At 68.5% G+C, this 25,199-nt stretch carries 28 protein-coding genes; 12 read left to right on the top strand and 16 right to left on the bottom strand.

What is annotated here, in order from left to right; translation table 11 throughout:
• Positions 1-207: 207 nt before the first annotated feature.
• On the bottom strand, positions 208-1,002 hold the full coding sequence (locus AC0685_RS27920; protein WP_478228247.1) for a TetR/AcrR family transcriptional regulator: 795 nt from the start codon (positions 1,000-1,002) through the stop codon (positions 208-210).
• A gap of 68 nt (positions 1,003-1,070) precedes the next feature.
• Between AC0685_RS27920 and AC0685_RS27915 the strand changes: the two genes are divergently transcribed.
• Together AC0685_RS27915 and AC0685_RS27910 are read left to right on the top strand one after the other, a co-directional pair.
• Positions 1,071-3,788 (top strand): DEAD/DEAH box helicase, encoded by a 2,718-nt coding sequence (locus AC0685_RS27915; protein ID WP_478228246.1) that lies wholly within the window; start codon positions 1,071-1,073, stop codon positions 3,786-3,788.
• The gene (locus AC0685_RS27910; RefSeq protein ID WP_478228245.1) at positions 3,785-4,945 is read left to right on the top strand and encodes an SWIM zinc finger family protein; all 1,161 of its coding nucleotides are present in this window, start codon (positions 3,785-3,787) and stop codon (positions 4,943-4,945) included. Before AC0685_RS27915 ends, AC0685_RS27910 begins: the two co-directional genes overlap by 4 nt.
• Here AC0685_RS27910 and AC0685_RS27905 read toward each other — a convergent pair.
• The 6 genes from AC0685_RS27905 to AC0685_RS27880 all read right to left on the bottom strand — a co-directional run bounded on the left by AC0685_RS27905 (position 4,882) and on the right by AC0685_RS27880 (position 9,549).
• Positions 4,882-5,529, bottom strand: a complete 648-nt coding sequence (locus tag AC0685_RS27905; protein WP_478228244.1) for a DUF4865 family protein — start codon at positions 5,527-5,529, stop codon at positions 4,882-4,884. The genes AC0685_RS27910 and AC0685_RS27905 overlap by 64 nt on opposite strands.
• Before the next feature lie 25 nt (positions 5,530-5,554).
• Positions 5,555-5,983, bottom strand: a complete 429-nt coding sequence (locus AC0685_RS27900; RefSeq protein ID WP_478228243.1) for a hypothetical protein — start codon at positions 5,981-5,983, stop codon at positions 5,555-5,557.
• A 312-nt stretch (positions 5,984-6,295) separates the two neighbouring features.
• On the bottom strand, positions 6,296-7,915 hold the full coding sequence (locus tag AC0685_RS27895) for an acyl-CoA dehydrogenase family protein (protein ID WP_478228242.1): 1,620 nt from the start codon (positions 7,913-7,915) through the stop codon (positions 6,296-6,298).
• Complete coding sequence (locus AC0685_RS27890; protein WP_410646765.1) at positions 7,899-8,504, bottom strand: TetR/AcrR family transcriptional regulator; 606 nt, start codon at positions 8,502-8,504, stop codon at positions 7,899-7,901. Before AC0685_RS27890 ends, AC0685_RS27895 begins: the two co-directional genes overlap by 17 nt.
• A gap of 32 nt (positions 8,505-8,536) precedes the next feature.
• Positions 8,537-8,995 (bottom strand): peroxiredoxin family protein, encoded by a 459-nt coding sequence (locus AC0685_RS27885; RefSeq protein WP_478228241.1) that lies wholly within the window; start codon positions 8,993-8,995, stop codon positions 8,537-8,539.
• A 20-nt stretch (positions 8,996-9,015) separates the two neighbouring features.
• Positions 9,016-9,549 (bottom strand): RNA polymerase sigma factor, encoded by a 534-nt coding sequence (locus tag AC0685_RS27880; protein ID WP_478228240.1) that lies wholly within the window; start codon positions 9,547-9,549, stop codon positions 9,016-9,018.
• Positions 9,550-9,693: 144 nt separating this feature from the next.
• On the opposite strand from AC0685_RS27880, the gene AC0685_RS27875 reads away from it, so the two are divergent.
• Genes AC0685_RS27875 through AC0685_RS27860 form a run of 4 tightly spaced genes read left to right on the top strand, consistent with a single transcriptional unit; the run spans position 9,694 to position 12,227 of the window.
• Positions 9,694-10,050 carry a mycothiol transferase gene (locus AC0685_RS27875; RefSeq protein ID WP_478228239.1) on the top strand — a complete coding sequence of 119 codons (357 nt, stop codon included), beginning with the start codon at positions 9,694-9,696 and terminating at the stop codon, positions 10,048-10,050.
• 2 nt (positions 10,051-10,052) lie between these two features.
• Entirely contained in the window at positions 10,053-10,820 is a 768-nt protein-coding gene (locus AC0685_RS27870) for an NAD(P)-binding domain-containing protein (protein ID WP_478228238.1), read from the top strand.
• Complete coding sequence (locus AC0685_RS27865; protein ID WP_478228237.1) at positions 10,817-11,575, top strand: putative protein N(5)-glutamine methyltransferase; 759 nt, start codon at positions 10,817-10,819, stop codon at positions 11,573-11,575. Before AC0685_RS27870 ends, AC0685_RS27865 begins: the two co-directional genes overlap by 4 nt.
• 10 nt (positions 11,576-11,585) lie before the next feature.
• Entirely contained in the window at positions 11,586-12,227 is a 642-nt protein-coding gene (locus AC0685_RS27860) for a class I SAM-dependent DNA methyltransferase (protein ID WP_478228236.1), read from the top strand.
• Between the two features lies 1 nt (position 12,228).
• Here AC0685_RS27860 and AC0685_RS27855 read toward each other — a convergent pair whose 3' ends face one another.
• The 3 genes from AC0685_RS27855 to AC0685_RS27845 form a co-directional block, all read right to left on the bottom strand.
• Complete coding sequence (locus AC0685_RS27855) at positions 12,229-13,068, bottom strand: class I SAM-dependent methyltransferase (RefSeq protein ID WP_478228235.1); 840 nt, start codon at positions 13,066-13,068, stop codon at positions 12,229-12,231.
• Between the two features lie 95 nt (positions 13,069-13,163).
• The gene (locus tag AC0685_RS27850; protein WP_478228234.1) at positions 13,164-13,520 is read right to left on the bottom strand and encodes a VOC family protein; all 357 of its coding nucleotides are present in this window, start codon (positions 13,518-13,520) and stop codon (positions 13,164-13,166) included.
• Positions 13,521-13,546: 26 nt separating this feature from the next.
• Entirely contained in the window at positions 13,547-14,071 is a 525-nt protein-coding gene (locus tag AC0685_RS27845) for a DUF4303 domain-containing protein (RefSeq protein ID WP_478228233.1), read from the bottom strand.
• A gap of 619 nt (positions 14,072-14,690) precedes the next feature.
• On the opposite strand from AC0685_RS27845, the gene AC0685_RS27840 reads away from it, so the two are divergent.
• The gene (locus tag AC0685_RS27840; RefSeq protein WP_219151799.1) at positions 14,691-15,671 is read left to right on the top strand and encodes a tyrosine-type recombinase/integrase; all 981 of its coding nucleotides are present in this window, start codon (positions 14,691-14,693) and stop codon (positions 15,669-15,671) included.
• 1 nt (position 15,672) lies between these two features.
• On the opposite strand, the gene AC0685_RS27835 is transcribed toward AC0685_RS27840, so the two are convergent.
• Positions 15,673-16,056 (bottom strand): hypothetical protein, encoded by a 384-nt coding sequence (locus AC0685_RS27835; protein WP_478228232.1) that lies wholly within the window; start codon positions 16,054-16,056, stop codon positions 15,673-15,675.
• Between the two features lie 66 nt (positions 16,057-16,122).
• Between AC0685_RS27835 and AC0685_RS27830 the strand changes: the two genes are divergently transcribed.
• Entirely contained in the window at positions 16,123-16,902 is a 780-nt protein-coding gene (locus tag AC0685_RS27830) for a glycerophosphodiester phosphodiesterase family protein (RefSeq protein WP_478228231.1), read from the top strand.
• A gap of 59 nt (positions 16,903-16,961) precedes the next feature.
• Here AC0685_RS27830 and AC0685_RS27825 read toward each other — a convergent pair whose 3' ends face one another.
• Positions 16,962-17,636 (bottom strand): transglycosylase family protein, encoded by a 675-nt coding sequence (locus tag AC0685_RS27825; protein ID WP_378436328.1) that lies wholly within the window; start codon positions 17,634-17,636, stop codon positions 16,962-16,964.
• A 270-nt stretch (positions 17,637-17,906) separates the two neighbouring features.
• On the opposite strand from AC0685_RS27825, the gene AC0685_RS27820 reads away from it, so the two are divergent.
• The 3 genes from AC0685_RS27820 (at position 17,907) to AC0685_RS27810 (ending at position 20,670) form a co-directional block, all read left to right on the top strand.
• On the top strand, positions 17,907-19,307 hold the full coding sequence (locus AC0685_RS27820; protein ID WP_478228230.1) for an MFS transporter: 1,401 nt from the start codon (positions 17,907-17,909) through the stop codon (positions 19,305-19,307).
• A gap of 30 nt (positions 19,308-19,337) precedes the next feature.
• Positions 19,338-20,096 (top strand): thymidine kinase, encoded by a 759-nt coding sequence (locus tag AC0685_RS27815; RefSeq protein WP_478228229.1) that lies wholly within the window; start codon positions 19,338-19,340, stop codon positions 20,094-20,096.
• Positions 20,097-20,322: 226 nt separating this feature from the next.
• Complete coding sequence (locus tag AC0685_RS27810; protein WP_005151365.1) at positions 20,323-20,670, top strand: RNA polymerase-binding protein RbpA; 348 nt, start codon at positions 20,323-20,325, stop codon at positions 20,668-20,670.
• An 83-nt stretch (positions 20,671-20,753) separates the two neighbouring features.
• Here AC0685_RS27810 and dapA read toward each other — a convergent pair whose 3' ends face one another.
• Positions 20,754-21,644, bottom strand: a complete 891-nt coding sequence (dapA, locus tag AC0685_RS27805; protein ID WP_478228228.1) for a 4-hydroxy-tetrahydrodipicolinate synthase — start codon at positions 21,642-21,644, stop codon at positions 20,754-20,756.
• A gap of 73 nt (positions 21,645-21,717) precedes the next feature.
• Here dapA and AC0685_RS27800 point away from each other — a divergent pair, with 73 nt between their 5' ends.
• Entirely contained in the window at positions 21,718-22,719 is a 1,002-nt protein-coding gene (locus AC0685_RS27800) for a LysR family transcriptional regulator (protein WP_478228227.1), read from the top strand.
• Here the strand turns inward: AC0685_RS27800 and AC0685_RS27795 are convergent.
• The 3 genes from AC0685_RS27795 to AC0685_RS27785 form a co-directional block, all read right to left on the bottom strand.
• Positions 22,612-23,397 carry an SDR family NAD(P)-dependent oxidoreductase gene (locus tag AC0685_RS27795; protein WP_478228226.1) on the bottom strand — a complete coding sequence of 262 codons (786 nt, stop codon included), beginning with the start codon at positions 23,395-23,397 and terminating at the stop codon, positions 22,612-22,614. The genes AC0685_RS27800 and AC0685_RS27795 overlap by 108 nt on opposite strands.
• Positions 23,398-23,464: 67 nt before the next feature.
• Positions 23,465-24,730, bottom strand: a complete 1,266-nt coding sequence (locus tag AC0685_RS27790) for a sigma-70 family RNA polymerase sigma factor (RefSeq protein ID WP_478228225.1) — start codon at positions 24,728-24,730, stop codon at positions 23,465-23,467.
• A 43-nt stretch (positions 24,731-24,773) separates the two neighbouring features.
• Positions 24,774-25,157 carry a DUF4406 domain-containing protein gene (locus AC0685_RS27785; RefSeq protein ID WP_478228224.1) on the bottom strand — a complete coding sequence of 128 codons (384 nt, stop codon included), beginning with the start codon at positions 25,155-25,157 and terminating at the stop codon, positions 24,774-24,776.
• Positions 25,158-25,199 lie beyond the last annotated feature (42 nt).

Genomic DNA, 25,199 nt, shown 5'->3' with positions numbered 1-25,199 from the left:
ACGAGAGCGGCGACCCTGAAGGTCCGTGAAGGCCTCCTTCACTACCTTCAGGGTAGGCAAGGAGGCCTTCACGGACACATGATCAGCCCCAGCCAGATCCAGTAGGCACCCAAGATGCTCTTGGCCCTGACCCGAACCGCCACTCACGACCCCACCTCGGCTCTGCCGGCCCCTGGGGTCAACCGAGGGAAGGAGGCCTTCACGCGCTCAGGACGGCAGTTCCCGCTCGGACCCGCGTGCCTGCCCAGTGATCAGCTGCTCGACGCCGTCCAGGATCCGCGCCAGCCCGAACCGGAAGGTGTGCAGCGGCGCGCTCGCCGCACCGTGCGTCTCGCCGGCCGCCTGCCCGATCCGCGCCGCGAGCGGGAACAGCCCGGCGTCGGCTTCGGGGATCTCCGCGAGCACGGGCGCGCTGGCCGTCCACCACTCCATGTCCGTCAGCCCGGATCGCCGTACGAGACTCGCCGATTCAACCGAGCCGCGCGCGATGCCCTGGACGAACCCGTTGACCATCGCGACCACGGCATCCATTTCCAGGTCGGTGAGCCCGATCGCGTCGACGGCCCTCAGTTCGCGTTCGTGTTTGGCGAAGGTGTGCGGGCCTAGGGGGAGACGGCCGGTGGTGAGCTGGAGCATCCACGGATGCCGGTGGTACATCTCCCACGCGTCCTCGGCGAGGATCGTCATCGTGACCCGCCAGTCGTGGCTCTCCGGTGGATCGGTCAGTTCGCCGTGGACCCGGTCGATCATCAGGTCGAGCAGTTCGGCGCGGCCGGGGAGGTAGGTGTAGATCGTCATGGGGGAGACGCCGAGCCTCTCCGCGACCCGGCGCACCGACAGCGCGGTGATGCCCTCGGTGTCGGCCAGTTCGATCGAGGCGGTGACGATCTCATCGACGGTGAGCTTCGGTTTGGGGCCGCGGCGGGGTTTCTCGCGCACACCCCAGAGCAGTTCGATGGTCCGCCGTGGATCGCCCGTGCCGGTGTGGTCCGCGTCTGTCATCACGTTCTCTCTACGGTGTACAGAGTTGTGTTATCCTGAACTGTACACCGTACAGAGATTGGGGTTGAGTGGCGTCTCACGACGGTTTCGGCAGTGTTGTTTTCGAACCGAAGAATCCCCCTCGGACCAGCGGATTCGTCTTCTGGAACGCCGAGGGGAACACGCCGGGGACCGGGGAGGTGACAGTCGCTCTCCCCGAGGTCACCACGGTGCCGTGCGTTCGGCTCCCGATGGTCGAGGCGCTCCCCGCGCTGCTGCGGCTTCGTGAGAGCGGCGATCCCTCCGCGCGTTTCTGGAGCGCAGCGGCCACTGCGGCGTTGAAGCTCGCCGAGGCGGGCAGGCTGCTGCCCGGGCTCACGGAGTCCGATGTGGACGCCTGGCGCGCGGGGCCGCTGGAACCCGCGGACGCCGCTTGGCTGCGCGAGTTGTCCGAGGCCATGCCGGCGCGGGCACGAGCGATCCCGGGCGAGGGAAACCTGCTTCCCGCGCGGTATCCGTTGCTGCGTGCGTTCCTCGACGCCGTGGCCGACACCCTTCCCCGCACGCCCGCGGCCGCGCAGGCGGCGGGCGTCAAGGCGTTCGCCGCCGCACCCGCGCATCGTGTCCCGCAGTTGCGGGACTGGGCGGCCGAGGTCGCGGCAGGGCTGGACTCCGGCGTCCGGGTCTCGGTGCGGATCGAGGCACCGGGTGACGACTTCACGAGCGGCCGCTTCAGCGGGGTCGTCCAGGTGCACAGCCTCGCCGACCCCGGCGTCCTGATCGACGCCGCCGCGCTCTGGGCGGGCGACGACCGGTTCGGCCCGCGAGCACGGATCGACGTCATGCTGGCACTTCGCCGCGCCGCCCAGCTGTGGCCACCGCTGGAACCCCTGCTCAGCGCCGCGGTGCCCGATGAGGTCGTACTCGGCGACACCGACATCACCGAACTGCTCACCACGGCCGCGCCCCTGCTGGCCACGGCGGGTATCGACGTGCACTGGCCCGCCGATCTCGTCCGTGACCTGAGCGCGAAGGCCGTCGTCGGCGGCGGTGCCGCGCCGCCTGCCGACCTTCCGTCGTTCTTCGCCGGCGGCACGTTGCTGCAGTTCGACTGGCAGCTCGCGCTCGGCGGCGCACCCCTCACCGCGGCAGAGATGGACGCGCTGGCCGAGGCCCACCGACCTGTCGTGCGGTTGCGCGATCAGTGGGTGCTGGTCGATCCGGCGTTGGCGGCGAAGGCGCGGGATCGCGCGTTGAAGCCGCTCACGCCGATCGACGCGCTCGGCGCCGCCCTGAGCGGGACGGCCGAGGTCGACGGTGAACGCGTCGACGTCCTCACCGACGGCTGGCTCGCCGTGTTGCGGGAACGGCTGCTCGCGCCACCTGAGCCGCAGGCACCGCCGCGCGGGCTGGCCGCGACCTTGCGCGACTACCAGATGCGCGGCCTGCAATGGCTCACCGCCATGACGTCGATCGGGCTCGGTGGCTGCCTCGCCGACGACATGGGTCTCGGCAAGACGATCACGCTGATCTCGCTGCACCTGCATCGTGCGGACGGACCGACGCTGGTCGTCTGCCCGGCTTCACTGCTGGGGAACTGGGAACGCGAGATCACCCGGTTCGCCCCCGGTGTCCCGGTGCGCCGGTTCCACGGCACCGAACGCTCGCTCGAGGATCTCGACGGCGGCTTCGTGCTCACGACCTACGGCACGCTGCGCGCCGACCCGGAACCGCCGGCGAGTGTCCACTGGGGATTGCTGGTCGCCGACGAGGCCCAGCACGTCAAGAATCACCGCTCCGGCACGGCGAAGGCGTTGCGGACGCTGACGTCGTCGGCGCGGGTGGCGCTGACGGGCACCCCGGTGGAGAACAACCTCGCCGAGCTGTGGGCGATCCTGGACTGGACGACACCGGGCCTGCTCGGCACCATGGCCGACTTCCGCCGAGTGTGGGCGAAACCGGTCGAGTCCGGGAAGGACCCCGAGGCCGCGGAGCGCCTGTCCCGGCTGGTCCGGCCGTTCCTGCTGCGCCGCCGCAAATCCGATCCGGGGATCGCGCCGGAGCTGCCGCCCAAGACCGAGACCGACCGGCCGGTGACGCTCACCGCCGAGCAGGCGGCCCTCTACGAGGCGACGGTGCGCGAACTGATGGCCGAGATCGCCGGGAGTGAGGGCATCGCGCGCCGCGGCCGGATCGTCAAGCTGCTCACCGGACTCAAGCAGATCTGCAACCACCCCGCGCAGTACCTCAAGGAGCCGTCGGAAGCGGTGCTGGACGGGCGGTCGGGCAAGCTCGAGCTGCTCGACGAACTTCTGGGCACGATCCTCGCCGAGGACGGATCGGTGCTGGTGTTCACCCAGTATGTCGCCATGGCACGGCTGCTGGAACGTCATCTCGCGCAGCGCGGGATCGGCACGCAGCTGCTGCACGGCGGCACACCGGTGCCCAAACGCGAGGAGCTCGTGCGCCGGTTCCAGGCCGGTGAGGTGCCGGTGTTCCTGTTGTCGCTCAAGGCGGCGGGGACCGGGCTCAACCTGACCCGCGCCGATCACGTCGTGCACTACGACCGCTGGTGGAACCCCGCGGTGGAGGACCAGGCGACCGACCGCGCGTACCGGATCGGGCAGACCAGGCCGGTGCAGGTGCACCGGCTCATCGCCGAGGGCACGGTCGAGGACCGGATCGCGGCGATGCTGCGGGAGAAGCGTGCGCTCGCCGACGCGGTGCTCGCCGGCGGCGAGGCCGCGCTGACCGAACTGACCGACGCCGAGCTGGCCGAACTGGTCGAGTTGAGGAGCCGCCGATGAGCACGCCAGGCGACCGCGTCCGCGGTTTCCCCGCCTTCGGCGCCCAAAGCGGACGCGGCCAGTTCGCCCGCTCGTGGTGGGGCCGCGCGTGGATCAGCGCGATGGAGGACACCGCGCTGGATCTCCGTCAGCTCAAACAGGGCCGCAAGTACGCCGCGGCGGGCCGGGTCGGTCCGATCACGGTCAGCCCTGGGCGGATCGCCGCCGTGGTCGACGACCAGGAGGGCCAGTACCGCACCGAGGTCCGTCTCGCGGAGCTGACCGGCGACGAGTGGGACCGGTTCCTCGACCGGGTCGCCTCGCGCGCCGGGCATCTCGCCGCGTTGCTGGACCGGGACATGCCGCACGACCTCGTCGAGGCCGCCGACGACGCCGGGGTGCATCTGCTGCCCGGGATCGGCGACCTCGACCCGGACTGCGACTGCCCCGGCTGGGAGCTGCCGTGCCGCCATGCCGCCGCGCTGTCGTTCCAGGCTTCGTGGTTGCTCGACGCGGATCCGTTCGTGCTGCTGTTGATGCGCGGCAAGGGGGAGCGGGAACTGCTCGACGAATTGCAGCGACGCAACGCTCCCCGGTTCGTGCGCACCGGCGACGACGAAGTCCCGGCCGAGCGCGCGTACGCCGACGAGCCGGGTTCGTTGCCGGATCTCGCCGGATTCGCTCCCACTGGAGGCCCGACCGTGCCGGGTGCGCCCGGCATCCCGGCCGAGACCTTCGCCCTGCTGGTCGCCAACGCGAGCCAGATGGCAGGTGCGCTGCTGACGTCGCGGCCGAAGCTCACCCGTAAGCAGGACGCCGTCCGCCTCGCTGCGACTCATCCGGAGACCGTCGACAGGCTGCGCCCGGCCGAGAGCGCTGAGGACTTCGACCGTGCGGTGCTCGCCTGGCGGTACGGTGGCCGGACCGGTCTCGACGTCCTGGAGACCACGTGGACCCCGCCGCCGCAGGCGATGGGCCGGGCACGGGCCGCGTTCGCCGAAGTCGTGGACGACCCCGGCCAGGGGCTGGACGTCGAACGCAACCACTGCACCGTCCACGGAACCGGGGTGCAGGTACGGCTGGGCAAGGACGGTCTCTGGTACCCGTACCGGGATCAGTGGCCCGCCGGCCCGCCCGAAGCCGATCCCGGCGCGCTGTTCGCCGCGTTGCTCGGCTGATCCCACTGCCGTCCTCGCCGCAGCTGATCCAGGTGCGGCGAGGACAGGTGGAGGATCCGGTAACGAACCTCGTCCGACTCCGGCGCCTCGCCCGCCCACAGGCTGTAGCGGACGACCTGCCAGGTCCGCGGATCGACGGCGAGCGCGCCCGAATGCGCGCCGTCCTGGCGCAGATGCTCGCGAAGTCCGTCGAGTGCTTCGCCGAGGAAGGCGACCGGGTCGGTCTCGTCGGGGATCCGCACGACGTGCTTTCCCGCCGCGACCGGGGTCGAGCCGAAAGCGGGTCCTTCCTCGAACCCGAGCACGGTCCAGTGCTGCACGGCGGGACGCCCGAAGGATTCGACGATGCCGCTGAACGGACCGCCGAACAGGAAGGCGTTCATCCCGGCCTCGTCGTGCCACAGGTAGAAGGGCGAGTACTGGTTCAGCGTCGAGCCGTCGACGCCGCGCTCGCGGATCCCGTAGACCTTCAGCCCCAGACCGCCGAAGTCGTCGAGCAGATGCCCGCGCGTGGCGACGCGTTCGCGGATGATGCCCATGTCGTAGTCGGCGGGGAGGGTGATCTCGTACTGCATCGCATGCATGTCGTACATACTAGTAGGTACAGAGCTATTTCCGGTTGAGCCGGACGATCCCCTCGTCACCCTGCACCGCGACGACGGCGATCACCTGCCGGTTGATCTGGTGCACCATCCCCGGCGGACCCGACACCGCCTCGCCCATCCCGCCGGAAGCCGGAGCGAGACCCACCTTCCCGGACTGGACCGTGACCGCGAGCGGGCCGGCGCCGCCGTCGTTCGGGATCTGGTCGCCGGTCCGGACCAGCACCTCACACTCCCCATCCGAGCAGGCTTTCAGATTCCGCCCGTCCACCGCGACGAACGGCGCGCCGGACGGGGCCGCCGCCTCCATCAGCACACTTCCCGCGGAAGGCCTCGAACTCGCCGCGGCGAAGATCGGCGTCGGAGTCGCTGTCGCGCAGCCGGCGGCGAACAGCGCCAGGGGGACCAGGACCAGGCATCTTCGGCGATCGACCATGACCGACGAACGTAGCCGAAGCGCGAGCCCTTGCATGCACCCGAATTCCGCAATCGTGCGGTTGTTCGCAGTGCTCGGCGCCGGTCCGACCGGGGGAGTCGGCCGGACCGGCGCAGCACGTGGTCATGCGGGCACCGAGAGTCCGGAACGCGCGAAAAGGACTCACTTACCTGCGCGACACCTCGACATACCTCGGCAGGGCCGCCACCCAAGGAACTCAGCGAGGAGTGAAGGCCTCCTTGCCTACCTTCAGGGTAAGCAAGGAGGCCTTCACGGACGAGCCGTCATCGGGAGGCCGACCCTCCCGGCCGCTCAGACCTCCGCACGGGCGATGATCGCCCGCGTGTCCACTCCGGACGGAAGCGTCCCGAACGCGACACCCCAGTCGCCGCCCAGCCGCGACGCGCAGAACGCGTCGGCCACCGCCGGCGTCCCGTGCCGCACCAGCAACGAACCCTGCAGCACGAGCGCCATCGACTCGACCAGCCGCCGCGCCCGGTACTCGATGTCCGACAGATCCGACAGTTCCTTGCGCAGCCTGCCCACCGCGTCGTCCAGCCGCGCGTCGGCACCGGACGCCTGCTCGACCTCCGCGAAATACGCCGCCACCGACTCCGGCTGCTTCGCCATCGCCCGCAACGCGTCCAGCGCCGCGACGTTGCCCGAACCCTCCCAGATCGACATCAGCGGAGCCTCACGGTAGAGCCGCGGCATCCCCGACTCCTCGACGTACCCGTTCCCGCCGAGGCATTCCAGCGCCTCCACCGCGTGCGACGGACCGCGTTTGCACACCCAGTACTTCGTCGCCGCCAGCCCCAGCCGCCGGAACGCCTGCTCCTGCTCGTCCTCCGGCCGGTCGGTGGCCGACGCGAGCCGCATCCCGACCGTCGTCGCCGCCTCGGACTCCACGACGAGGTCCGCCAGCACGTTGCCCATCAGCGGCTGATCCACCAGATTCGCCCCGAACGCGCGACGATGCCGCGCGTGGTGGACCGCCCGCACGGCGCCGTACCGCATACCCGACGCGCTCCCGACCGCGCAGTCCAGCCGGGTGTTGTTCACCATCTCGATGATGGTGCGCACCCCGCGGCCTTCCTCGCCGATCAGCCAGCCGATCGCGTCGTCGTACTCGATCTCCGAGGACGCGTTGGACCGGTTGCCCAGCTTGTCCTTCAGCCGCTGCAACCGGATCCCGTTGCGCGTGCCGTCCGGCAGGATCCGGGGGAGCAGGAAACACGACAACCCGCCCGGTGCCTGGGCCAGCGTCAGGAACATGTCCGACATCGGCGCCGAGGTGAACCACTTGTGCCCGACGATCACATAACCGCCGTCGCCGAGCGGCCGCGCCGTGGTGGTGTTCGCCCGGACGTCGGAGCCACCCTGCTTCTCCGTCATCGACATCCCGGCGATGAGCCCGCGCTTCGAACTCGGCTCACGCAACCCGAAGTCGTACTCCGTCGCCGCCAGCAGCGGCTCGTACCGCGCGGACAGCTCGGGATTGAACCGCAACGCCGGAACCGCCGCGTACGTCATCGAAATCGGGCACGTGTGCCCCGCGTCGACCTGGCCCCAGACGTACATCTTCGCTGCCCGCGCCGCGTGCGCACCCGGCCGGGAATCCCGCCACGGCGCCGCGTGCAACCCATGGGACACCGCGACGTCCATCAGCTCGTGCCAGTGCGGGTGGAACTCGACCTCGTCGATCCGGTTCCCGACCCGGTCGTGCGTCCGGAGCACCGGCTCGTTCTCGTTGACCAGCCTGCCCCACTCCTGGGCCTGCTCGCTCCCGGCCAGCCTGCCGAGGGCGTGGACCTCGGCCACCGCCCAGCCCGCGCCCGCCCGCTCCAGCCCTTCCAGCAAGGCCGGGTCGGCGGCGACGTCGTACTCCGCCAGCGGCGGGACCTGATTGGTGACCTCATGAGTGCTCGGCATCGGAACCTCCCAAGGAACGCAGGACGAAAGTGCGCAGCCCGGACACCTCGTCCGCACTGCCGGTGGTCAACGGGCCGATCAGCACCTCGGCGGCCGCCCCGACGAGCGCCGCCGCGGTGACGTCCGCGTCCTGGGCGGGCAGCGCCCCGGACCGGACGCCGTCGGCCACGTGCTGGGCCACGACGTCACGGAAGGCACGCCGGAACACCAGCCGCTCGGCCTCGATCGGCGCGTCGACGGGCTCGGCCAGCAGCGCGTACGCCATCCGCGGCGTCTTCAGCGCCCGGCTCGCGAAGGTGTCGAAGACCGCCACGACCCGCTCGGCAGGCGTGCCGGGCCGCTCCGACACCTCGCGCACCGCCTCGACCTCACGCGTGACGACCTTGCGGAACAACTCCACGACCAGGGCGGCCTTGGTGGGGTAGTGGCGGTACACGCTCCCGACCGCCACGCCCGCCCGTTCGGCGACCGCCGACACCGAGCAACCCGCGTACCCGCGCTCGGCCAATTGCTCCATGGCGGCGGCGAGAACGGCGTCGCGCTGGGCGTCCAGGCGCTCCTGGACCTTCGGTGTACGTCGATACGGCACCCAAGAAGTGAAGCACTGATTCACACCTTCAGTCAACGCACCCTGGCGAGCCCCTCCACCGCCCTGGCGATGCCCTTCTTGTCATAAGCACTCGTCGGCATGGTCGCCGCATGGGCATGCCGGACCACCCCGTCCCGGTCGATCAGCACACTGCCCGACTGCTGCAGCATCTTCTTCGCCAATCCGAACGCCTCATGCGGCGTGCCGTTCCGGCCCGAGACCACCGGGAGCGACAACCCGCGCTTCGCCCGCCACGCCTTGGCCTCCGCCCGGCCCTCGGGAACCGCCACCAACACCCGCACACCGGCCGCCGCCAGCTCCTCGGACCGCGCCGCCAGGTCCTTCACATGGCCGGTGCACACCGGACACGTGGTCGAGCGCATGAAATAGATCAGCACTCCGGCCGTACCGCGGAACTCCGAAAGCCGCACGACCTGCCCGGTCGTGTCCTCCAGCGCGACATCAGGGACCGTGGAACCGATTTCGAGCATGAAAACTCCTCAAAAGAAGGTCAGGAAGCGGGGTCGTCGAGAAAGGCACGGACCGTCGCCCGCGCACGGTGCAGCCGGGACTTCATCGCGGCCGTGCTCAGACCGAGCGCGTCGGCGACCGCCCGGCCCGAATGCCCCTGGATGTCACGCATGATCAAGACGCGACGCTGGTCGGCGGACAACTCGGCGATCGCCGCGGCCACCCGCTGCGCCTCCAGCCGATCCAACGCGTCTTCCTCGGCCGAAACCACCGCGACGGAATCCGCCGGACCCGCACCACGCACCACCCGGCGCGCCCGACGGAGGCATTCGTTGCGCACGATCCGGAACATCCACGACGCGAGCGCACCCGTGGCCCGCAGCGTGCCGATCTTCCGGTACAGGATGATCAGCGCCTCCTGCGCCGAATCCTCCGCGTCCTCCGGCGAAGCACACAGCGACCGCGCGAACCGCTGCACATGCGGATGGGAACCCGAGACCAGCGCGGCGATGGCGGACGCGTCCCCGCCCTGCGCCGCCACGATCAACGATTCCCTCGGCCACTCGGCCTCCACGACAACCTCCTCCTGCGCCGAGCTTGTCCCGGCCCCTACAAGAGCCGCGACCCTCGCGAAAGGATTCAGCAGCCTCCACGTGACCCCGCTCACCCCAGCGGGCGCACCACGAACCCCACGTCACCCGATGGCATGATCGCCGCTATGACATGGACCGCCCCCGAGGTGACCCGGCCGTCCGGCGACACCGCCGCCGACGAGCCCCGCCTGCGCTACGCCGCACAGGACATCGAACCCCTCTACGACCCCGCCCTCGGCAAGGACCACGACTTCGAAGTCCTCGACGCCGCCAAAGCCGAAGAGGCATACGACATCCTCCTGGACGAGATCCGGCTCGCCGACGAAGCCGCCGCCGAAGGATCCCTCGACGACACCTTCGACCTCGGCGGGAACCCGTTCTCCCTGCGCATGCTCTACCTCCACATGATCGGCGAATACGCCCGCCACAACGGCCACGCCGACCTCATCCGCGAACGCGTCGACGGCCACACGGGAGCCTGACCATGGACTACGGATTCGTCGGCGCGGGCGAGATCACCGCCGCCATCGTCGAAGGCCTCAGCAAGGACATCACCGACCCGCCCTCGATCTTCCTCTCACCCCGCAGCCGCAGCGTCGGCCAAGAACTCTCGGCACGCTTCGCCAACGTCGAAGTCCGCGACAGCAACCAAGCCGTCCTCGACAGCGCCACGACCATCGTGCTCGCCGTCCGCCCGCCGATCGCCGAAGAAGTCCTCCGAGACCTCACCTTCCGGCCCGACCACGTCCTGATCAGCGCCCTCGCCGGCGTCCCCCTCGACCGGCTGCGCGACTGGGCCGCCCCCACCCGCGAAGTCGTCCGGAGCATTCCCCTGCCCCCGGCCGCGCGCCGCCAAAGCCTCACCGCGATGTACCCCGACAACCCCGAAGCCCGAGCCCTCTTCGACAGCATCGGTGGCAGCGTCGTCCCCGCCGCGGAGAAGGACCTCGACGTCTTCAGCGGCGCCACGGCCACCTTCGCCGCCCACCTCGACTACCTCGGCACCATCGCCGCCTGGATGACCGACCAAGGCATCGAGGACACCACGGCGACCGCCTTCACCAGCCACATCTTCGGCCAGCTCGGACACTCCCTCGTCCAGCAGAGCGGCTCCCTCGAAACCCTCACCGGCAAACACATGACCCCCGGCGGGCTCAACGAACAATTCCTCACCGACCTGCGCACCAACGGCGTCCCCGACACCGTCCGCCAGGCCCTCGACGGAATCCTCACCAGACTGCGAAACCAGTGACCGTCATCGAAAAGCTCCGGGCCGCCGGATGCGTCTTCGCCGAAGACGAAGCCCACCTGATCACCGCCGAAGCCCGCACCCCCGACGAACTCGACACCATGATCCAGCGCCGCATCGACGGCGAACCGCTCGAAGTCATCCTCGGCTGGGCGGAATTCCACGGACTGCGCATCACCGTCGAACCCGGCGTCTTCGTGCCACGGCAACGATCAGAACTCCTCGTCCGCCACGCCACCACCCTCGCCGGACCAGAAGCGGTCGTCCTCGACCTCTGCTGCGGCACCGGCGCACTCGGCGCCGCCATCGCCGCCGAACTCGGCGACATCCGGCTCTACGCGGCCGACATCGAGCCCGCCGCAGTCCGCTGCGCCCGCGTCAACGTCGCCCAAGCCAGGGGAGAGGTCTTCGAAGGCGACCTCTACACACCACTACCCGCGACGCTACGAGGCCGGGTCGACATCCTGGTCGTCAACGCCCCGTACGTCCCCACCGACGCCATCGCGATGATGCCGCCCGAAGCACGCGACCACGAACCTCGCGTCGCCCTCGACGGCGGGCACGACGGGGTCGACGTCCACCGCCGCGTCGCCGCCGAAGCCCCACAATGGCTCGCACCGGGCGGGCACCTGCTGATCGAAACCGGCGAAAGCCAGGCCGCGAGCACCGCGGAAGCCATGGCACACAACGGATTGACCCCCGAAGTGGTCACCGACGAAGCGCTGTACGCGACGATTGTTGTCGGTGCCCGGGTCTAGGGTCGCCGCCGTGACCGACTACCTCCAAACCACCCGCACCGCCTACGACACGGTCGCGGCCGACTATGCCGAACTGCTCCGCGACCACCTCGCCGGATCCACCTGGGACCGCGCCGTGCTCGGCGCGTACACCGAACTCGTCCAGGCCGCCGGAGGCGGCCGCGTCGCCGAAATCGGCTGCGGACCCGGCCGCATCACCGAGTACCTCCACCAGCTGGGCCTCGACATCCACGGCATCGACCTCTCCCCGGAAATGGTCGCCGTCGCCCGCAAGTGGTACCCCCACCTGGACTTCCGGGTAGGGGAGATGCCCGGTTTGTCCATTGAGGACGGTGCATTGACCGGCGTCGTCGCGTGGTACTCCATCATCCACACACCACGAGAGCGGCTGCCGGAGATCTTCGCCGACTTCCACCGGATCCTCGCCCCGGGCGGCCACCTGCTCGTGGCCTTCCAGGTCGGCGACGAAGTACGCCACATCGAGCACGCCTATGGGCACGACATCTCTTGCGACGCCTACCGCCTGTCGCCCGAGAAGATCACCGAGCAGCTGGGGGAGGCGAAGTTCAGCGTGCTCTCCACCCTCGTCCGTGAGCCGTCCGAGGAATTCGAAAGCACGCCACAGGCTTACTTGATCGCCCGCAAGCAGTAGCTCAAGGACGCCGAGCCTCGACGAGCCGGGCCGCCGAGCCGTAGAAAACGCCTCGGTCGGTCTGGTGCTCGGCGAGATCGGCTCGCAAGGCATCCACAGCCGCGGCGCGAGCGGCCTCATCCAGGTCGCTCAACCGGCCACCATGCTGCTCGACGATGAAGTCGGCCGCATCATCCACGTCGCGGCCGAAGTACATCGGCTTGTTCACCGCGGTACACCGGACGTCGGAGTACCCGGCAGACACCAGCAACTTCTCGGTCTCGCCCGGGTCGCTCAGCGCGAGATCCGACGACGGCACCGCACGGCCCGCCGCGAAGATCGTCCGGAACGTGGTGATCCATTCGTTGAGCCGCAACGGCTGCCACGTCAGCAGGACCAGACGGCCACCGGGCCGGGTCGCCCTGGCCAAGTTGGAGAACGCGGCCAGGGGAATACCGAAGAACATCGATCCATGCCTGCTGATCACCACATCGAACCGCGCCTCGGCGAACGGATGGATCTGCGCGTCCACCTGCGCGAAAGAGACATTGGGAACGCCTTCATCCTCGGCGAGCCGACGAGCGAGAACCAGCATCTCACCGGAGAGGTCGACACCCAGCGCGGAACCGTCACTGGCGAACCGTGCGGCGTCCCGCGTCGTCTGACCCGCACCGCAACCGACGTCGAGGACGTTGTCAGTCGGCCTGATGCCGGCCGCGGCGAAGAACGTGTCGCGATAAGCAGCGACACCGTCGTTGAAACGCTGCGCGCGCTTCGCCCAAAGAGCGCCGTCGTCACCGTCCCACGCCATCAACATCCGCTCGTTCGACGGATCGACATGCACAGCGGCGCTCTCGGACATTTCGACTACCCCCAGGTTCTCTTCCGAAAAACGACCCTAGCTGACGGAGTTCGGCCGGGACGTCAGCGAGCCTTTGATGGAACTGTTCGACCGGATCACCCGGCGTCTGGTCCCGTCCGACGCGAAGTAGCGTTGGCGATGTTGACCATCCAGGTGATCCCGAACTTGTCCACGAGCGCGCCGGCCTCGTCGCCCCGCACCTGCTTCTCCAGCCGCATGGTCACCGTGCCGCCGACGGACAACTTCTCGAAATGGCCGCGGAGTTCGCCATCGCCACCGAGGTAGACCGCGACGTTGTTGCCAGGGGAGTGCGGCACGTCCTCGACCTGGCCGTCAACGTCGCAAGCCATCAGCGTGTATCCGTGCGGGGTGTCGAGCTGGGCGTGCATGACCTTGTCAGCGTCGGGGGAGTCCGGCGAGCCGAAGTCCGCGATCCACCGAATACACGACATCCTGTGGCGGGTATTCGCCGCAGGATTCAGGCCAGGCCCCAGTAAGCCAGCCAAGCGTCCAACGCCGGCCCGGGCGGGTTGAGCCGACGAGCACGGGCGACGTTCTCCTCGTCGTCAGGAACGACCTCGGCCAGAACCAGCACGTTCCCGCGAGCTTCGCCGACACCGAACAGACCTTCGTCAGAGAGCCTGCGCAGCGCCGTCTCCATCGCACGAAGCCGAAGATCGAACTCCGCGTCGGAGGCATCGTCGTCGGCGATGTCGAACACCTCCGGCCGGGCGGCGAACAGCTCGCGGACCGGCTTCAGATGTTCCTCACCACCGATCGAAAACGGTGAATCGGCGTAGGAGTAGCGGACGTCGTCGGCGTCTGGTCGCTGTGTCAGCGCCTCGTGCGACCACGCCGACAGAGCCGGACCAAAGGCTTCGCCGGGCGTGGTCAGCGTGACGTAGTAGAACGTGTGGCCGGGGTTGTCGCGGAACAGGTCTGTGACGGCTGCACGAGTGGCCGTGGTCAACGCGTCGGCAAGGTCGGCTTCGGTAGGAATCACCAGGGCATCGAACCATGTCCCGCTTCAGCCTGAGGGAGGACATGTCCTGACCTTACTTGACCTTACTTGACATAATGTACATTATCGGCACTTTGGCTGACCTGGATAACGCTGGCCGAGAGGGGCCTCGATGCAGGCGCGAAGGGGTCCTTCGTCGCATTTCATGCAGTGAAAGCGCCCTTCGCCACGCCTGATGCGGGCATGGCTCCCTTTGGCTCACCCTGAACCGGGTCGCCACAGATCTCCTGAGGCGACCCATGGCACCCCCGGCGACGCGAAACGGAGGTCCGATCACCCAGCCTCAATACGTCACTGTGACGAATCGATGTGGGTCTCACGGAGCCATTGATGATCAATGGAGGCGTCAGGCGCGGTTGGATCTCGTCGAGTCGGCCAGTCTGGCGACGACATGGACCCAAGTGTCGCCTAGGTGGCACAAGTGTCACGAAAGGGTCGTTCCTGACGCTTTTCGTCCTGAATGACCCTTTCATGACACCCCGGAGAGCGACGGGCGAACCGGGATCCCCCGCGAGGGGTTTCCGGACCCATCACTCCGTTTCATGCATAATCACTATTATGCATGAAACGGAATATAACCGAGTGTAAGACTGTCGGTGCCATGCGGTACAAGATGTTCATGAGGGTTTCCGAGGCACAGCAAGCCTTTTTCGCCGCACGTCGTCCCCGTAAGGATTCTCCTCACACCACCGACGCCTACCGCCGCGACCTCGCCGGCATCACCGCACTTCTGCTTCGCGAACTGGACCGCTCCCCTGACGAACTCACTGTCGAGATGCTCACCGCCCAGGCGCTCCGCAACGCCTTCGGTGCCTTCGCAGACACCCACGCGAAGAGTTCGGTGCTCCGCGCCTGGTCGACCTGGAATCAGTTCCTCACCTTCTGCGTGTCCGACGGGTTGCTCGCGGGCAATCCGATGGGCGCGGTCGCCCGGCCGAAGGCGCCTCCGCTGACGCCGAAACCGTTGCGCGGTGAGGAAACCCCGGAGCAGCTGCTCGCTGCCGCCGCCGACGGCTCGCGCCGGACACGAGATCCATGGCCGGAGCGGGACGTCCTGGTGATCGCGCTGGGGCTGGTCGCCGGGCTGCGTGCCGCCGAGATGCGGGCCCTGACGGCGCGATCGCTGGTCGGCCGTCAGGGCGAGATGCGGCTGCACGTCCATGGCAAGGGAAGCCGCGACCGGTCGATCCCGGTGCAGCCGATCATGGAGAAGATCATCGAGGAGTACCTGGCCTCCTGTCGTCGGCGGTTCCCGCAGCAACGGTTCGGGCCCTCCACTCCCCTCCTCCGGGATCGTGCGGGCGAGCCGATCGGCCGCGGCGCGCTCGAGTACCTCGTCAAATCCTGCTATCGGTGGGCAGGCCTGCACGACCGCGTGCCGGTCGGGGCGAACCTCCACGCGTTGCGGCACACCTTCGCGACAAGGCTGGCGGAGGACGGCGCGACGGCGTCCGAGATCATGGCTTTGCTGGGGCACGCGAGCCTCGCGACCAGCCAGAACTACATCGAGGCGACCGGACGTGAGCAGCGCGCGGCGGCCGCGAGCAACCGGACGTACCGGGCGCTGGACGGGATCTTGTAGCTCAGCGGAGTTGTTCGAGGTTCTTGGCGGCCTGGGCGATCTCGCCGGCGAGGCCGCGGAGTTCGGCGACGGAAGCGCCGTCGTCGGCCGCGGTGACGACGTCTTCGGCGGCGCAGCGGAGTTGGAAGAGCCTGTCCTGCAGGGTGGCGATCTCGGTGTCGGAGAGGACGACAGCGTCTTCGGGGAGTCCGCTGCGTTGGAGGGCGGTGCGGCGTTCGTAGGCGCGCTGGCGGCAGGATTGCCCGCAGTAGCGGCGGCGCCTGCCGACGTTGCCACCTTGTTCGAGTCGCCGGCCGCACCATCCGCAGTGTTTGGGTACCCCCGCGCGGCGGAGTTCGGACACCTCTTCGGCGGATGTCTTCGGGTGTTCGGCCACTTCCCTCACGGATCAGACCCTAGCTGGCCATCCGGCGATCATGCCGAGGCCACGACCGAAGTGCACACTAGTGGGGTGCCGACACCGTTTCCGTACCTCGCCGACCCGCTCCCGCGTGCCTTCGCCCATCGGGGCTGGCACCTCGGTGACCTGGAAGGACTGGAGAACTCGTTGCCTGCCTTCCAACAGGCGGTGACGGAGGGTTATCGCTACCTGGAGACGGATGTGCACGCGACGTCGGATGGTGTGGTGGTCGTTCATCACGACGCGTCGTTGGACCGGACGACGGACGGCGCGGGGTTGATCTCCCGGCAGACGTGGGCTCAGTTGCGGACGGTCAAGGTCGGTGGCCGTGCGCCGTTGTCGCGGCTGGAGGACGTCCTCGAGGAGCTGCCGGAGGCGCGGTTCAACATCGATGTGAAGTCGAACGAGGCGGTGGCGCCCTTCGTGCGGGCGATCGAGCGGACCGGGGCGTACGACCGGGTCGCGGCGGCGTCGTTCTCCGACGCGCGGCTGGCGCGGATCCGGAAGCTGGCGGGGCCGAAGCTGGTTACCGCGATGGGGCCGCGTTCGGTGGCGGTGATGTGGGCGAACGGGTTCTTGCCGCTGGTGTCGTTGCGGGCCTTGTCACGGGGTGCGATGGCGCAGGTGCCGGTGCGGCAGGGGCGATTGAAGGTGGTGGACCGGGCGTTCCTGCGGCAGGCGACGCGTGGGGGTTTCGAGGTCCACACGTGGACGGTGGACGATCCGGCGGAGATGCGGCTGTTGCTGGATCTCGGGGTGCACGGGATCGTGACGGACCGGCCGGATCTGCTGCGTGACGTTCTTCGGGAACGCGGCGCTTGGCCTTCCTGATCCGCGTTTAGTCCTCTAAATGCGTTGTAAGCGCATTTAGAGGACTAAACGCGGGGACGTCATCGGGGTGCTTTTCCGTTCCAGGCGGCGTCCCAGGTCTTGGGTCCGAGCCGTCCTGAGTCGTTGATGCCGTTGGCTCGCTGGAGGGCGAGGACGGCTTCGCGGGTTTTGTCGTAGTAGCAGCCTGTTCCGGTGAAGCCGTAGCCGAAGGCGTTCATCCGCAGCTGGAACTGCTTCAGGGGTACCGCGCAGTCGCCGTAGGCGTAGACGACGCCGGGCCAGGCGGGTTTGGGTCCGCCTGGCGGAGCGGGCGGGGTGGGCTTCGGCTTGGGCGGAGGCGGTGGGGCGGGCTGTCCTCCCCCGCCGATGTAGGCGGAGTCGGCGTAGGACGGGACGCGTTTGCTGCGGCCGTCGCTGTCGTTGCGGAAGCCGAGTTTGCCGGCGCATTCCCAGGGTTGCCAGCCGCGCATGCGGTAGAGGTAGAGGGCCCGGTAGTCCTGCTCGCGGGGGGCGGCCTGGTCGGGTCGCCCTTGGCCGCCGACGCTGCGCCAGGTGGGCAGGTCGAACTGGTAGGCGCCGTAGTAGCCGTTGCCGGTGTTGATGTTGTAGCGCCCGCTCGATTCACACATGCGGAGCTTGGCCCAGTGGGAGCCGTGGGGATCCGCGGCGGCGGATCCGGTGGTGGCGATCTGCAGGCCCGTCACGGCGAGGGCGAGCAGGAGTGTTCTCGCCACTACGCGGTGTGCTGTGCGAAGGCGATGGGTCCTCATGAGCGGAACAGTAAGTATCAGCCCCGTGCTTCACAAGAGTCACAGATCGCTCACCAGCCTCACACGAAACACACGGGGATCGTGGCAGCGACACGCCGACAATGGTCGGGAAGGTGTCCGGGAAGGGTTCGTCCCGCGTCGAAACGAACACGGTCCGGACTCGTGCCGGACAGGTGGGTGTGATCACCAGTAGTCTCCCGCTGACCTCGACGTTCTCGACTTCAGGAGCAGTGCATGACGGTGGCCGGGACCCGTGATCGCAAGCGGGTGTGGCGGGCTTGGTACCTCTATGACTGGGCCAATTCGCCGTTCTATTCGTCGGTGATCACCGTCTTCGGTGCGCTCTATTTGAGCGAGATCGCGTCGGCGGACGCGAAGACGAATTTCACCCTTAACGGGGACAGGGCGTGCACCGATTCGAGTGGAGCTTCGAGCACCCTTCAGAACTGCGACGTCTCCTTGTTCGGGCTCCACTTCCCCGCTGGTTCGCTGTGGGGGTATCTGCTGTCGATCGCGACGGTGACGCAGGTGCTGGTGCTGCCGATCGCCGGCGCGATCGCGGACCGGAGCAGGCACAAGCGGCGGATCCTCGGCGGGTTCGCGTTCCTGGGTGCGGTGGCGTCGGCGTTGATGTTCTTCATCGCGGGGACGAACTGGGAGGTCGGGGTCTGGACGTTCATCCTGGCCAACATCGGTTACGGCGGTGCGCTGGTCGTCTACTACTCGTTCCTGGTGGACATCGCGGAGCCCGATGAGCGGGACGCGGTGTCGTCGAAGGGATGGGCTTTCGGGTATCTCGGCGGTGGTCTGGCGCTGGCGCTGCAGCTCGGGTTCTTCATGGGGCACGAGTTCTTCGGGGTGAGTGAAGGACTGGCGATCCAGATCTGCTTCCTGACGTCGGGGATCTGGTGGGCGGTGTTCACGATCCCGGCGGTGCGGGCGCTCCCCCAGACTCATGTGCCGAAGTCGGGCGAGCGTGGCCTGTCGGTGCTGACGGCCGGGTTCAAGGAGTTGAAGCAGACGATCAAGGAGGCGAGGGCCTATCCCCTGACGCTGGCGTTCCTCGGCAGCTATCTGGTCTTCACCGACGGGATCACGACGGTGGTGGCGGTGTCGGCGCAGTACGGCAAGGACGAGCTGAAGTACAGCACCCAGGTGCTGATCGTCACGATCCTGGTGATCCAGTTCCTGGCGTACGCCGGGGCGATGATCCACGGGGCGATCGCGGCGCGGATCGGGGCGAAGAAGACGATTCTGGGCAGTTTGGTGGCCTGGGTGGCCGTGCTGTGCTTCGCGTTCTTCATCGAGGCTGGTCAGCCGTTGCAGTTCTACGCGGTGGCGGTCGGGATCGGGCTGGTGCTGGGGGCAACGAACGCGTTGTCGCGGTCGTTGTTCGGGCAGATGATCCCGGATGGGAAGGACGCGCAGTACTTCTCGCTGTACGTGGTCGGTGAGCGGGGGACGTCGTGGCTCGGTCCGCTGTTGTTCGCGGCGGTCGGGCAGATCACCGGCTCGTTCCGGTACGCGATCATCGCTCTGGTGATCTTCTTCGTGCTCGGTTTCGTGTTCGTGTGGCTGGTGCCGGTGCGCCGGGCGATCGAGGCGGCGGGCAACCGACCACCGGCGGTGCTGTGAGGGAGGAGCGTGCCGATAGGGTCGGGCGTCGTGACCGTACTGAAGGAGAGTGGCCCGGATCCCACGGACGCGTTGTCGTCGGTGCCGGTGGCGGGTTCACGGCGGGGTGTGCCGGTCGTCGGGAAGCTGAAGTTCTGTTACGGGCCGATGGACTGCGGGAAGTCGACGCTGGCTTTGCAGATCGACCACAACCACGCGCGGCAGGGTCGTCGTGGGATGGTGCTGGTGCGGCATGACCGGTCCGGGGAGCCGCAGATCACGAGCCGGATCGGATTGACGCGCAAGGCGATCGAGGTGGGGAACGAGACCGATCTGCGGTTGCTGGTGCGTGAGCAGTGGGCGGCCGGGCGGCATGTGGATTACCTGATCGTCGACGAGGCGCAGTTCTTGTCGCCCGATCAGGTGGATCAGCTGGCCGAACTGGCGGATGACGTCCAGATCGACGTGTACTGCTTCGGGATCGCGACGGATTTCCGGAGTGTGTTGTTCCCGGGTGCGGCGCGGTTGTTCGAGCTGGCGGACGAGTTGCAGCCGGTTCAGGTCGAGGTGCTGTGCTGGTGCGGGCAGACGGGGCGGTTCAACGCGCGGGTGTCCGATGGCGAGGTGCTGCGGGCCGGCGACACCGTGGTGGTGGCGGATACCGAGCAGATGGTCGTTGAATCTTCACCGGTATCACGTTCTGAGGGCGAACCGAGTACGGTCCGTTATCAGGTATTGTGCCGTCGCCACTTTCGACTGGGCGACCTGGGGCCCTCCTCGGCCCAACACGGTCAGTTACGGTTGACGTGACAGGCGTACTACTAGCCCATCTGGGGGATATCCGCACCAAGATGGCCGTATTGACGTCACGCCAGAGCGCGAAACCACTCCTACTAGGAGAAGCTGTTGCCACCGGGTGACACAGCTCATCGTGAGCAAGGACATGCTGTCCAGGGAATCCTCTGGCCGTCACTGTCGTTGCATAGGGTGAGCATCACCCTGGCTCCACCCGGAGCTGACTGAAAGGACCCCCATCATGGCCGACCGTGTTCTCCGTGGAAGCCGGCTGGGAGCGGTCAGCTACGAGACCGACCGCAACCACGACCTCGCGCCTCGGCGCACCGTGCGCTACGCCTGCCCCAAGAACCACGAGTTCGAGGTGCCCTTCTCCGACGACGCCGAGATCCCCTCGGTGTGGGAGTGCAGGCTGCACGGCAGCGAGTCCGAGATCGTGGACGGCGGGCAGCCGGAGCAGAAGAAGGTCAAGCCCCCGAGGACGCACTGGGACATGCTCCTGGAGCGCCGTTCGATCCCGGAGCTCGAAGATCTGCTCAACGAACGTCTCGCCGAGCTGAAGGGACGCAGGACCACCCGGTCCGCCTGACGCACGGCACAAGTAGCTAGCCCCACCACGAACCGGCGAAGCCCCCGCGACCTCCCACCGCGGGGGCTTCGCCGTGTCCGGGGTCAGGCGACCGCGACCAGGGGTACCAGTGCGTCGCGAAGGCGCCGCAGGTGCTCGGGTGGCGATTCGAGCAGCGGGAGCCGGACCGTGGCGTTCGGGATGACGCCGAGCTCGGCCAATGCGGCCTTGGCCATGATCGCTCCCTGCGAGGTGCGCATGACGGCCTCCGCCAGTGGAAGCAGCGTGGCGTTGAGCGATCGTGCGGTGTCGAGGTCTCCCCCGCGCACGGCGGCGATGAGTTGGGCGTTGCGGTCGGCGAAGGCGTTGCCCACGACGCTGACCAGGCCGGTGGCGCCGGCGGCGAGATAGGGCAGGTTGAGCTCGTCGATGCCGCAGTAATAGGCCAACGGCGTGCGCGCCATGACGGCCATCGCTTCGAATACGTCGCCCTTGGCGTCCTTCACGGCCCGGATCCTGGGGTGGCGGGCGAGTTCGATCAGGGTGGCCGCTTCCAAGGCCGTCCCGGTGCGGGCCGGGACGTCGTAGAGCATCACGGGCAGGTCGGTGGCGTCGGCGACCGTCAGGCAGTGCGCCACGATCCCGGCTTGTGTCGGCTTGGAGTAGTAGGGGCAGACGAGCAGGAGCGCGTCGGCGCCGGCCGCCTCGGCTTCCTTCGCGCGTCGGATGGAGGTGGTGGTGTCGTAGGTGCCGACACCGGCGATCACGCGCGCCCGGTTCCCGGTGCGGTTCGCCACCGTGTGGACGAGCCGCGCGGCTTCGGTGCCGGTCAGGGTGGGTGACTCCCCGGTGGTTCCGCCGACGACGATGCCGTCGCAGCCGGTGGTCAGCAGGTGGTCGACCAGGCCGGTGAGGCCGGGTTCGCTGAGCACCCCGCCGGGTTCCATCGGGGTGACCATGGCGACGAGGTTGGAGCCGAAGAGTGTTTCGGTCATGCTGCCGATCCTGTCGACGCCGATACCTATGGTCCAACGATGGTTTTTGGACGGTATTGCGTAGCCTGGCTTTATGGTCGAGGTCGGAGCTCTGCGGGCACTGCGGTCGGTGGCCGCGCTGGGGACGCTGGCGCGGGCGGCGGACGAACTGGGATTCACGGCGTCGGCCGTGTCGCAGCAGATCAAACGGCTGGAACGCCAGATCGGGATGCCGGTGCTCGCTCCGGCAGGCCGCGGCGTCGTGCTGACTCCGGCGGGCCAGGCCGTCGTCGACTCCTCTTTGGAGGTGTTCCAGGCACTCGAACGGTGCGTCGAGGCCGCTCAGTCGGTCGCGGAGGGCGCGCCGCGCGGTGTCCTGCGGGTGGCCGCGTTCTCGACCGGCATCCGCGGCCTGCTCGCCCCCGTCCATCCGCGGCTCCTGACGCGCTACCCCGGCCTGCGGCTGCACATCACCGAACAGGACCCCGACCAGGCTCTGCATTCCGTCGAGGCCGGGACCGCCGACCTCGCGCTCATCCATGACGCCGACGGCGCGCCGGTACCGCTGTCCCCCGCGCTGTCACGGCGCCTGGTGCACACCGACCTCGGCGACGTCGTCATGGCCGAGACCCATCCGCTGGCGCGCGCCGAGCCGCCGCTGGACGGTGCGAACCTGGCCGGGCACGCGTGGGTGACCAGTCCGCCGGGCACGGTCTGCCACCAGTGGTTCCGGCGTGTGTTCGCCGGCCTTCCGGAAGAACCCGACGTGCGGCATCTGGTGGACGACTTCTCCACGCAGCTGTCGCTGGTGGCCTCAGGCGAGGTCGTCGCGTTGATCCCGCGGCTGGCGCGCCCGCCCTTGGCCGAAGGGCTCCTCGCCCGGCCGCTGCGGCGCCCGCCGACGCGCGAGGTTCACGCCGCGTGGCGCCGCAGTGCCGAGTCCAGCCCCGCGATCCGGGCGGTGCTGGCGGAACTCGGGGCGGCTCGGTCAGCTGGGGTACATGCTGGTCACGTTGACGAACGTGCCGGTGATCCCCATGGCGTCGCCGGAAGCGAGGAACGCCAGCGTGGAGGCGACCTCGGCGAGACGCGGTGAACGCTTGGTCATCCGGGCCTCGGTGAGGCCGTCGAGGACGTTCTGCATCATCTCGGGACTTGCCGGCAGCTGGTTGTTCACCGCGGAGAGCTTCTCGGGTGTGAAGGTCTCCGGGATACCGGCGACCCAGATGCCGAGCGCGCGGACACCGTGCGGTCCGATCTCGACGGCGAGATTGCGGATGAAGGTGTCCAGCGCGGCGTCGATCGAGCCCGTGGCGCCCATCATCGGGCTGCCGTGGGCGGATCCGCTGTCGAGGGCGAGGATGGCACCGGAGCCCTGAGCGACCATGTGCCGGGCGGCGGCCCGCGCGGTGATGAAGTTCGTCGTGATTCCGGCGGTGATCGGGCGGACGTAGTCCTCGACCGACATCTCCACGAGTGGGATGCCTTGGATGTCGCCGCGCGGGACGAGGTTGAGCGAGATGTCGATGCTGCCCGCCTCGGCCACGACGGAAGCCGCGTGCGCGTCGACCGCGGTTTCGTCGAGGCCGTCGACGACGGCGACTTCGGCCCGTCCCCCGGTCTCCTTGATCTCGTCGGCGAGCTTCGTCAGTGCCGGTTCGTGGCGGCCGGTGAGGAAGACGCGGGCTCCGCGCGCGGCGAACTCCTTGGCGACGCCGTTGCCGATCGCCCCGCCGGCGCCGTAGATGATCGCGTTCTTGTTCTGCAGGCTCATGGGTTTTCCTTCCACGTTGTCAGGTACGACCGTTGAGACGCGGAAGGCGCGGAGATCTCATCGGTCCTCAGATCAGCGTCAGGGGCAGCCCGAACGCGGGGAACAGGTGCGGCTCGAACGCGGTGATCTCGGCGACCTTCCCGTCTTCGATGCGCAGCACATCGAGCACCTGTGCCCGGTAGACCCGGGTGCCCGGCCGCCGGACGTATCCCGCCGCGGCGGGAAGCCCGTTGGCCACGGCCGGAAGGTGTTTCCACTCCCCGAAGTACGTCGGCGAGGCGGGATCGAGGGATTGGGCGACGAACTCGAGGAAGACGTCCCGTCCGGAGAACCACAGCGGATTCGGCGGCATCGTGACCAGCACGTCCTCCCTCAGCAGCTCGGCCATGACCCGGCTGTCCCCGTTGGCGGTCGCGGCGGCCATGTAGCGCCGCAGGATCGCCTGCTCCTCGTCGGTCGGCCGCACGGTCCTGGCCCAGTCGGTGCGGCGTTCCGGCAGGCGTTCGCGCAGTGTGGGGCGTGCGCGCTGAAGGGCGCTGGTGACCGAAGCGACGGTGGTTTCCAACAGGTCCGCGGTTTCGGCGGCCTTCCAGCCGAGGACGTCGTTGAGGATCACCACGGCCCGCTGTTTCGGTGGGAGGTGCTGGATCGCGGCCAGGAAGACGAGCTCCATCGTTTCCCTGGTCTCGGCGATCTCCGCGGAGTCGTCCGGGAACGGCTGCAACCAGGGCAGGAACTGAGGCGGTTCGCCCTGTTCGACGTCAGGCAACGGGTCGTAGGGACGTGGGACCCGTTTGTTGCGCCGCAGGAAGTCGAGGCAGGTGTTGGTGGCGATGCGGTAGAGCCAGGCGCGGAAACTCGACCGGCCTTCGAACCCTTCGCGGCCGCGCCACGCTCGCAGGAACGTCTCCTGGACCAGGTCCTCCGCGTCGTCGTAGGACCCGACCATGCGGTAGCAGTGCACGCGCAGTTCTCGCTGGTGCTCCTCGATCCTCCCGGCGAAGGCGACCTCGTCCACGGTTTCCGTCACGGGCGCCGGTGTGACGTTTTCGTCCTTGGTCCGCAGCGCCAGTTGAGCGATGCGCCGCAGCCTGCCGACGTCGGAGGTGAGCGAGGCAAGGTCGGTGAGGAACACCTCCGGCGGCTGAGGTGCCAGCCGGTTCGCGACGCGGCCGACCTCGGCGATGAGGGTTTGCACGTCGGGGGCGGGGTCGCGCCGTGACCGGTAGGCCCGCTGGCGGCACGCGGCCGAGCAGTAGACGGCCGTACGCCCGCGCGAATCCGCCTTCGACGGCAGCGGGCCTCCGCACATCCCGCAGACCTTCCCGGTCACGGCTCACCTTCCCCGAAAACGTCACGCCCGATCAAGTTACGCATTATGCCGATGCGGCGGGCAGGTAGCCCGGGATGTCCTCGACGCGGTGGTAGACGTCGAGCCCGCGGGACAAGGCGATGGCGACGTCCTGGTCGGCGCCGGTGGATTCGCCCGGCAGCCGCAGGACGGCGTCGCAGTGATGCAGCAGCCTGTCGGCCGTCGGATACATGACCTCCTTGGCGATCGGGTCGGCGACGGTCTTCCCGCCTGCGCCGCGCAGCACCGGGAGCGCGACCCACTCGCCGATCATCGGCACGTGCCCGCTGCGGAAGATCGGCCAGGCCGCCTCTTCGAGCCGGGCGAGATTACGGGCGAGGAGTTCGGGGTCGTCGCCGGTTCCGGAGCGGAACGGTCCGGCGATGAGGATCATCAGAGGTTTGCTCATACGCCGGAGCATAATGTGCAACAATCGGCAGGAACAAGGAGG

The organism is Amycolatopsis sp. NPDC043889 (assembly GCF_056435645.1).
The sequence above is the reverse complement of the archived record's forward strand: the minus strand, read 5'-3'. Positions and strand labels throughout refer to the sequence as shown.

What these genes read in the sequence shown, in the direction of transcription:
- dapA (WP_478228228.1), bottom strand. Translation starts at nt 21,644, where the DNA reads ATGACCGAAACACTCTTCGGCTCCAACCTCGTCGCCATGGTCACCCCG.
- AC0685_RS27840 (WP_219151799.1), top strand. Translation starts at nt 14,691, where the DNA reads ATGCGGTACAAGATGTTCATGAGGGTTTCCGAGGCACAGCAAGCCTTT.
- AC0685_RS27905 (WP_478228244.1), bottom strand. Translation starts at nt 5,529, where the DNA reads ATGCATGCGATGCAGTACGAGATCACCCTCCCCGCCGACTACGACATG.
- AC0685_RS27820 (WP_478228230.1), top strand. Translation starts at nt 17,907, where the DNA reads ATGACGGTGGCCGGGACCCGTGATCGCAAGCGGGTGTGGCGGGCTTGG.
- AC0685_RS27920 (WP_478228247.1), bottom strand. Translation starts at nt 1,002, where the DNA reads ATGACAGACGCGGACCACACCGGCACGGGCGATCCACGGCGGACCATC.
- AC0685_RS27910 (WP_478228245.1), top strand. Translation starts at nt 3,785, where the DNA reads ATGAGCACGCCAGGCGACCGCGTCCGCGGTTTCCCCGCCTTCGGCGCC.
- AC0685_RS27795 (WP_478228226.1), bottom strand. Translation starts at nt 23,397, where the DNA reads ATGAGCCTGCAGAACAAGAACGCGATCATCTACGGCGCCGGCGGGGCG.
- AC0685_RS27785 (WP_478228224.1), bottom strand. Translation starts at nt 25,157, where the DNA reads ATGAGCAAACCTCTGATGATCCTCATCGCCGGACCGTTCCGCTCCGGA.
- AC0685_RS27875 (WP_478228239.1), top strand. Translation starts at nt 9,694, where the DNA reads ATGACATGGACCGCCCCCGAGGTGACCCGGCCGTCCGGCGACACCGCC.
- AC0685_RS27850 (WP_478228234.1), bottom strand. Translation starts at nt 13,520, where the DNA reads ATGTCGTGTATTCGGTGGATCGCGGACTTCGGCTCGCCGGACTCCCCC.
- AC0685_RS27800 (WP_478228227.1), top strand. Translation starts at nt 21,718, where the DNA reads ATGGTCGAGGTCGGAGCTCTGCGGGCACTGCGGTCGGTGGCCGCGCTG.
- AC0685_RS27900 (WP_478228243.1), bottom strand. Translation starts at nt 5,983, where the DNA reads ATGGTCGATCGCCGAAGATGCCTGGTCCTGGTCCCCCTGGCGCTGTTC.
- AC0685_RS27855 (WP_478228235.1), bottom strand. Translation starts at nt 13,068, where the DNA reads ATGTCCGAGAGCGCCGCTGTGCATGTCGATCCGTCGAACGAGCGGATG.
- AC0685_RS27810 (WP_005151365.1), top strand. Translation starts at nt 20,323, where the DNA reads ATGGCCGACCGTGTTCTCCGTGGAAGCCGGCTGGGAGCGGTCAGCTAC.
- AC0685_RS27885 (WP_478228241.1), bottom strand. Translation starts at nt 8,995, where the DNA reads ATGCTCGAAATCGGTTCCACGGTCCCTGATGTCGCGCTGGAGGACACG.
- AC0685_RS27895 (WP_478228242.1), bottom strand. Translation starts at nt 7,915, where the DNA reads ATGCCGAGCACTCATGAGGTCACCAATCAGGTCCCGCCGCTGGCGGAG.
- AC0685_RS27870 (WP_478228238.1), top strand. Translation starts at nt 10,053, where the DNA reads ATGGACTACGGATTCGTCGGCGCGGGCGAGATCACCGCCGCCATCGTC.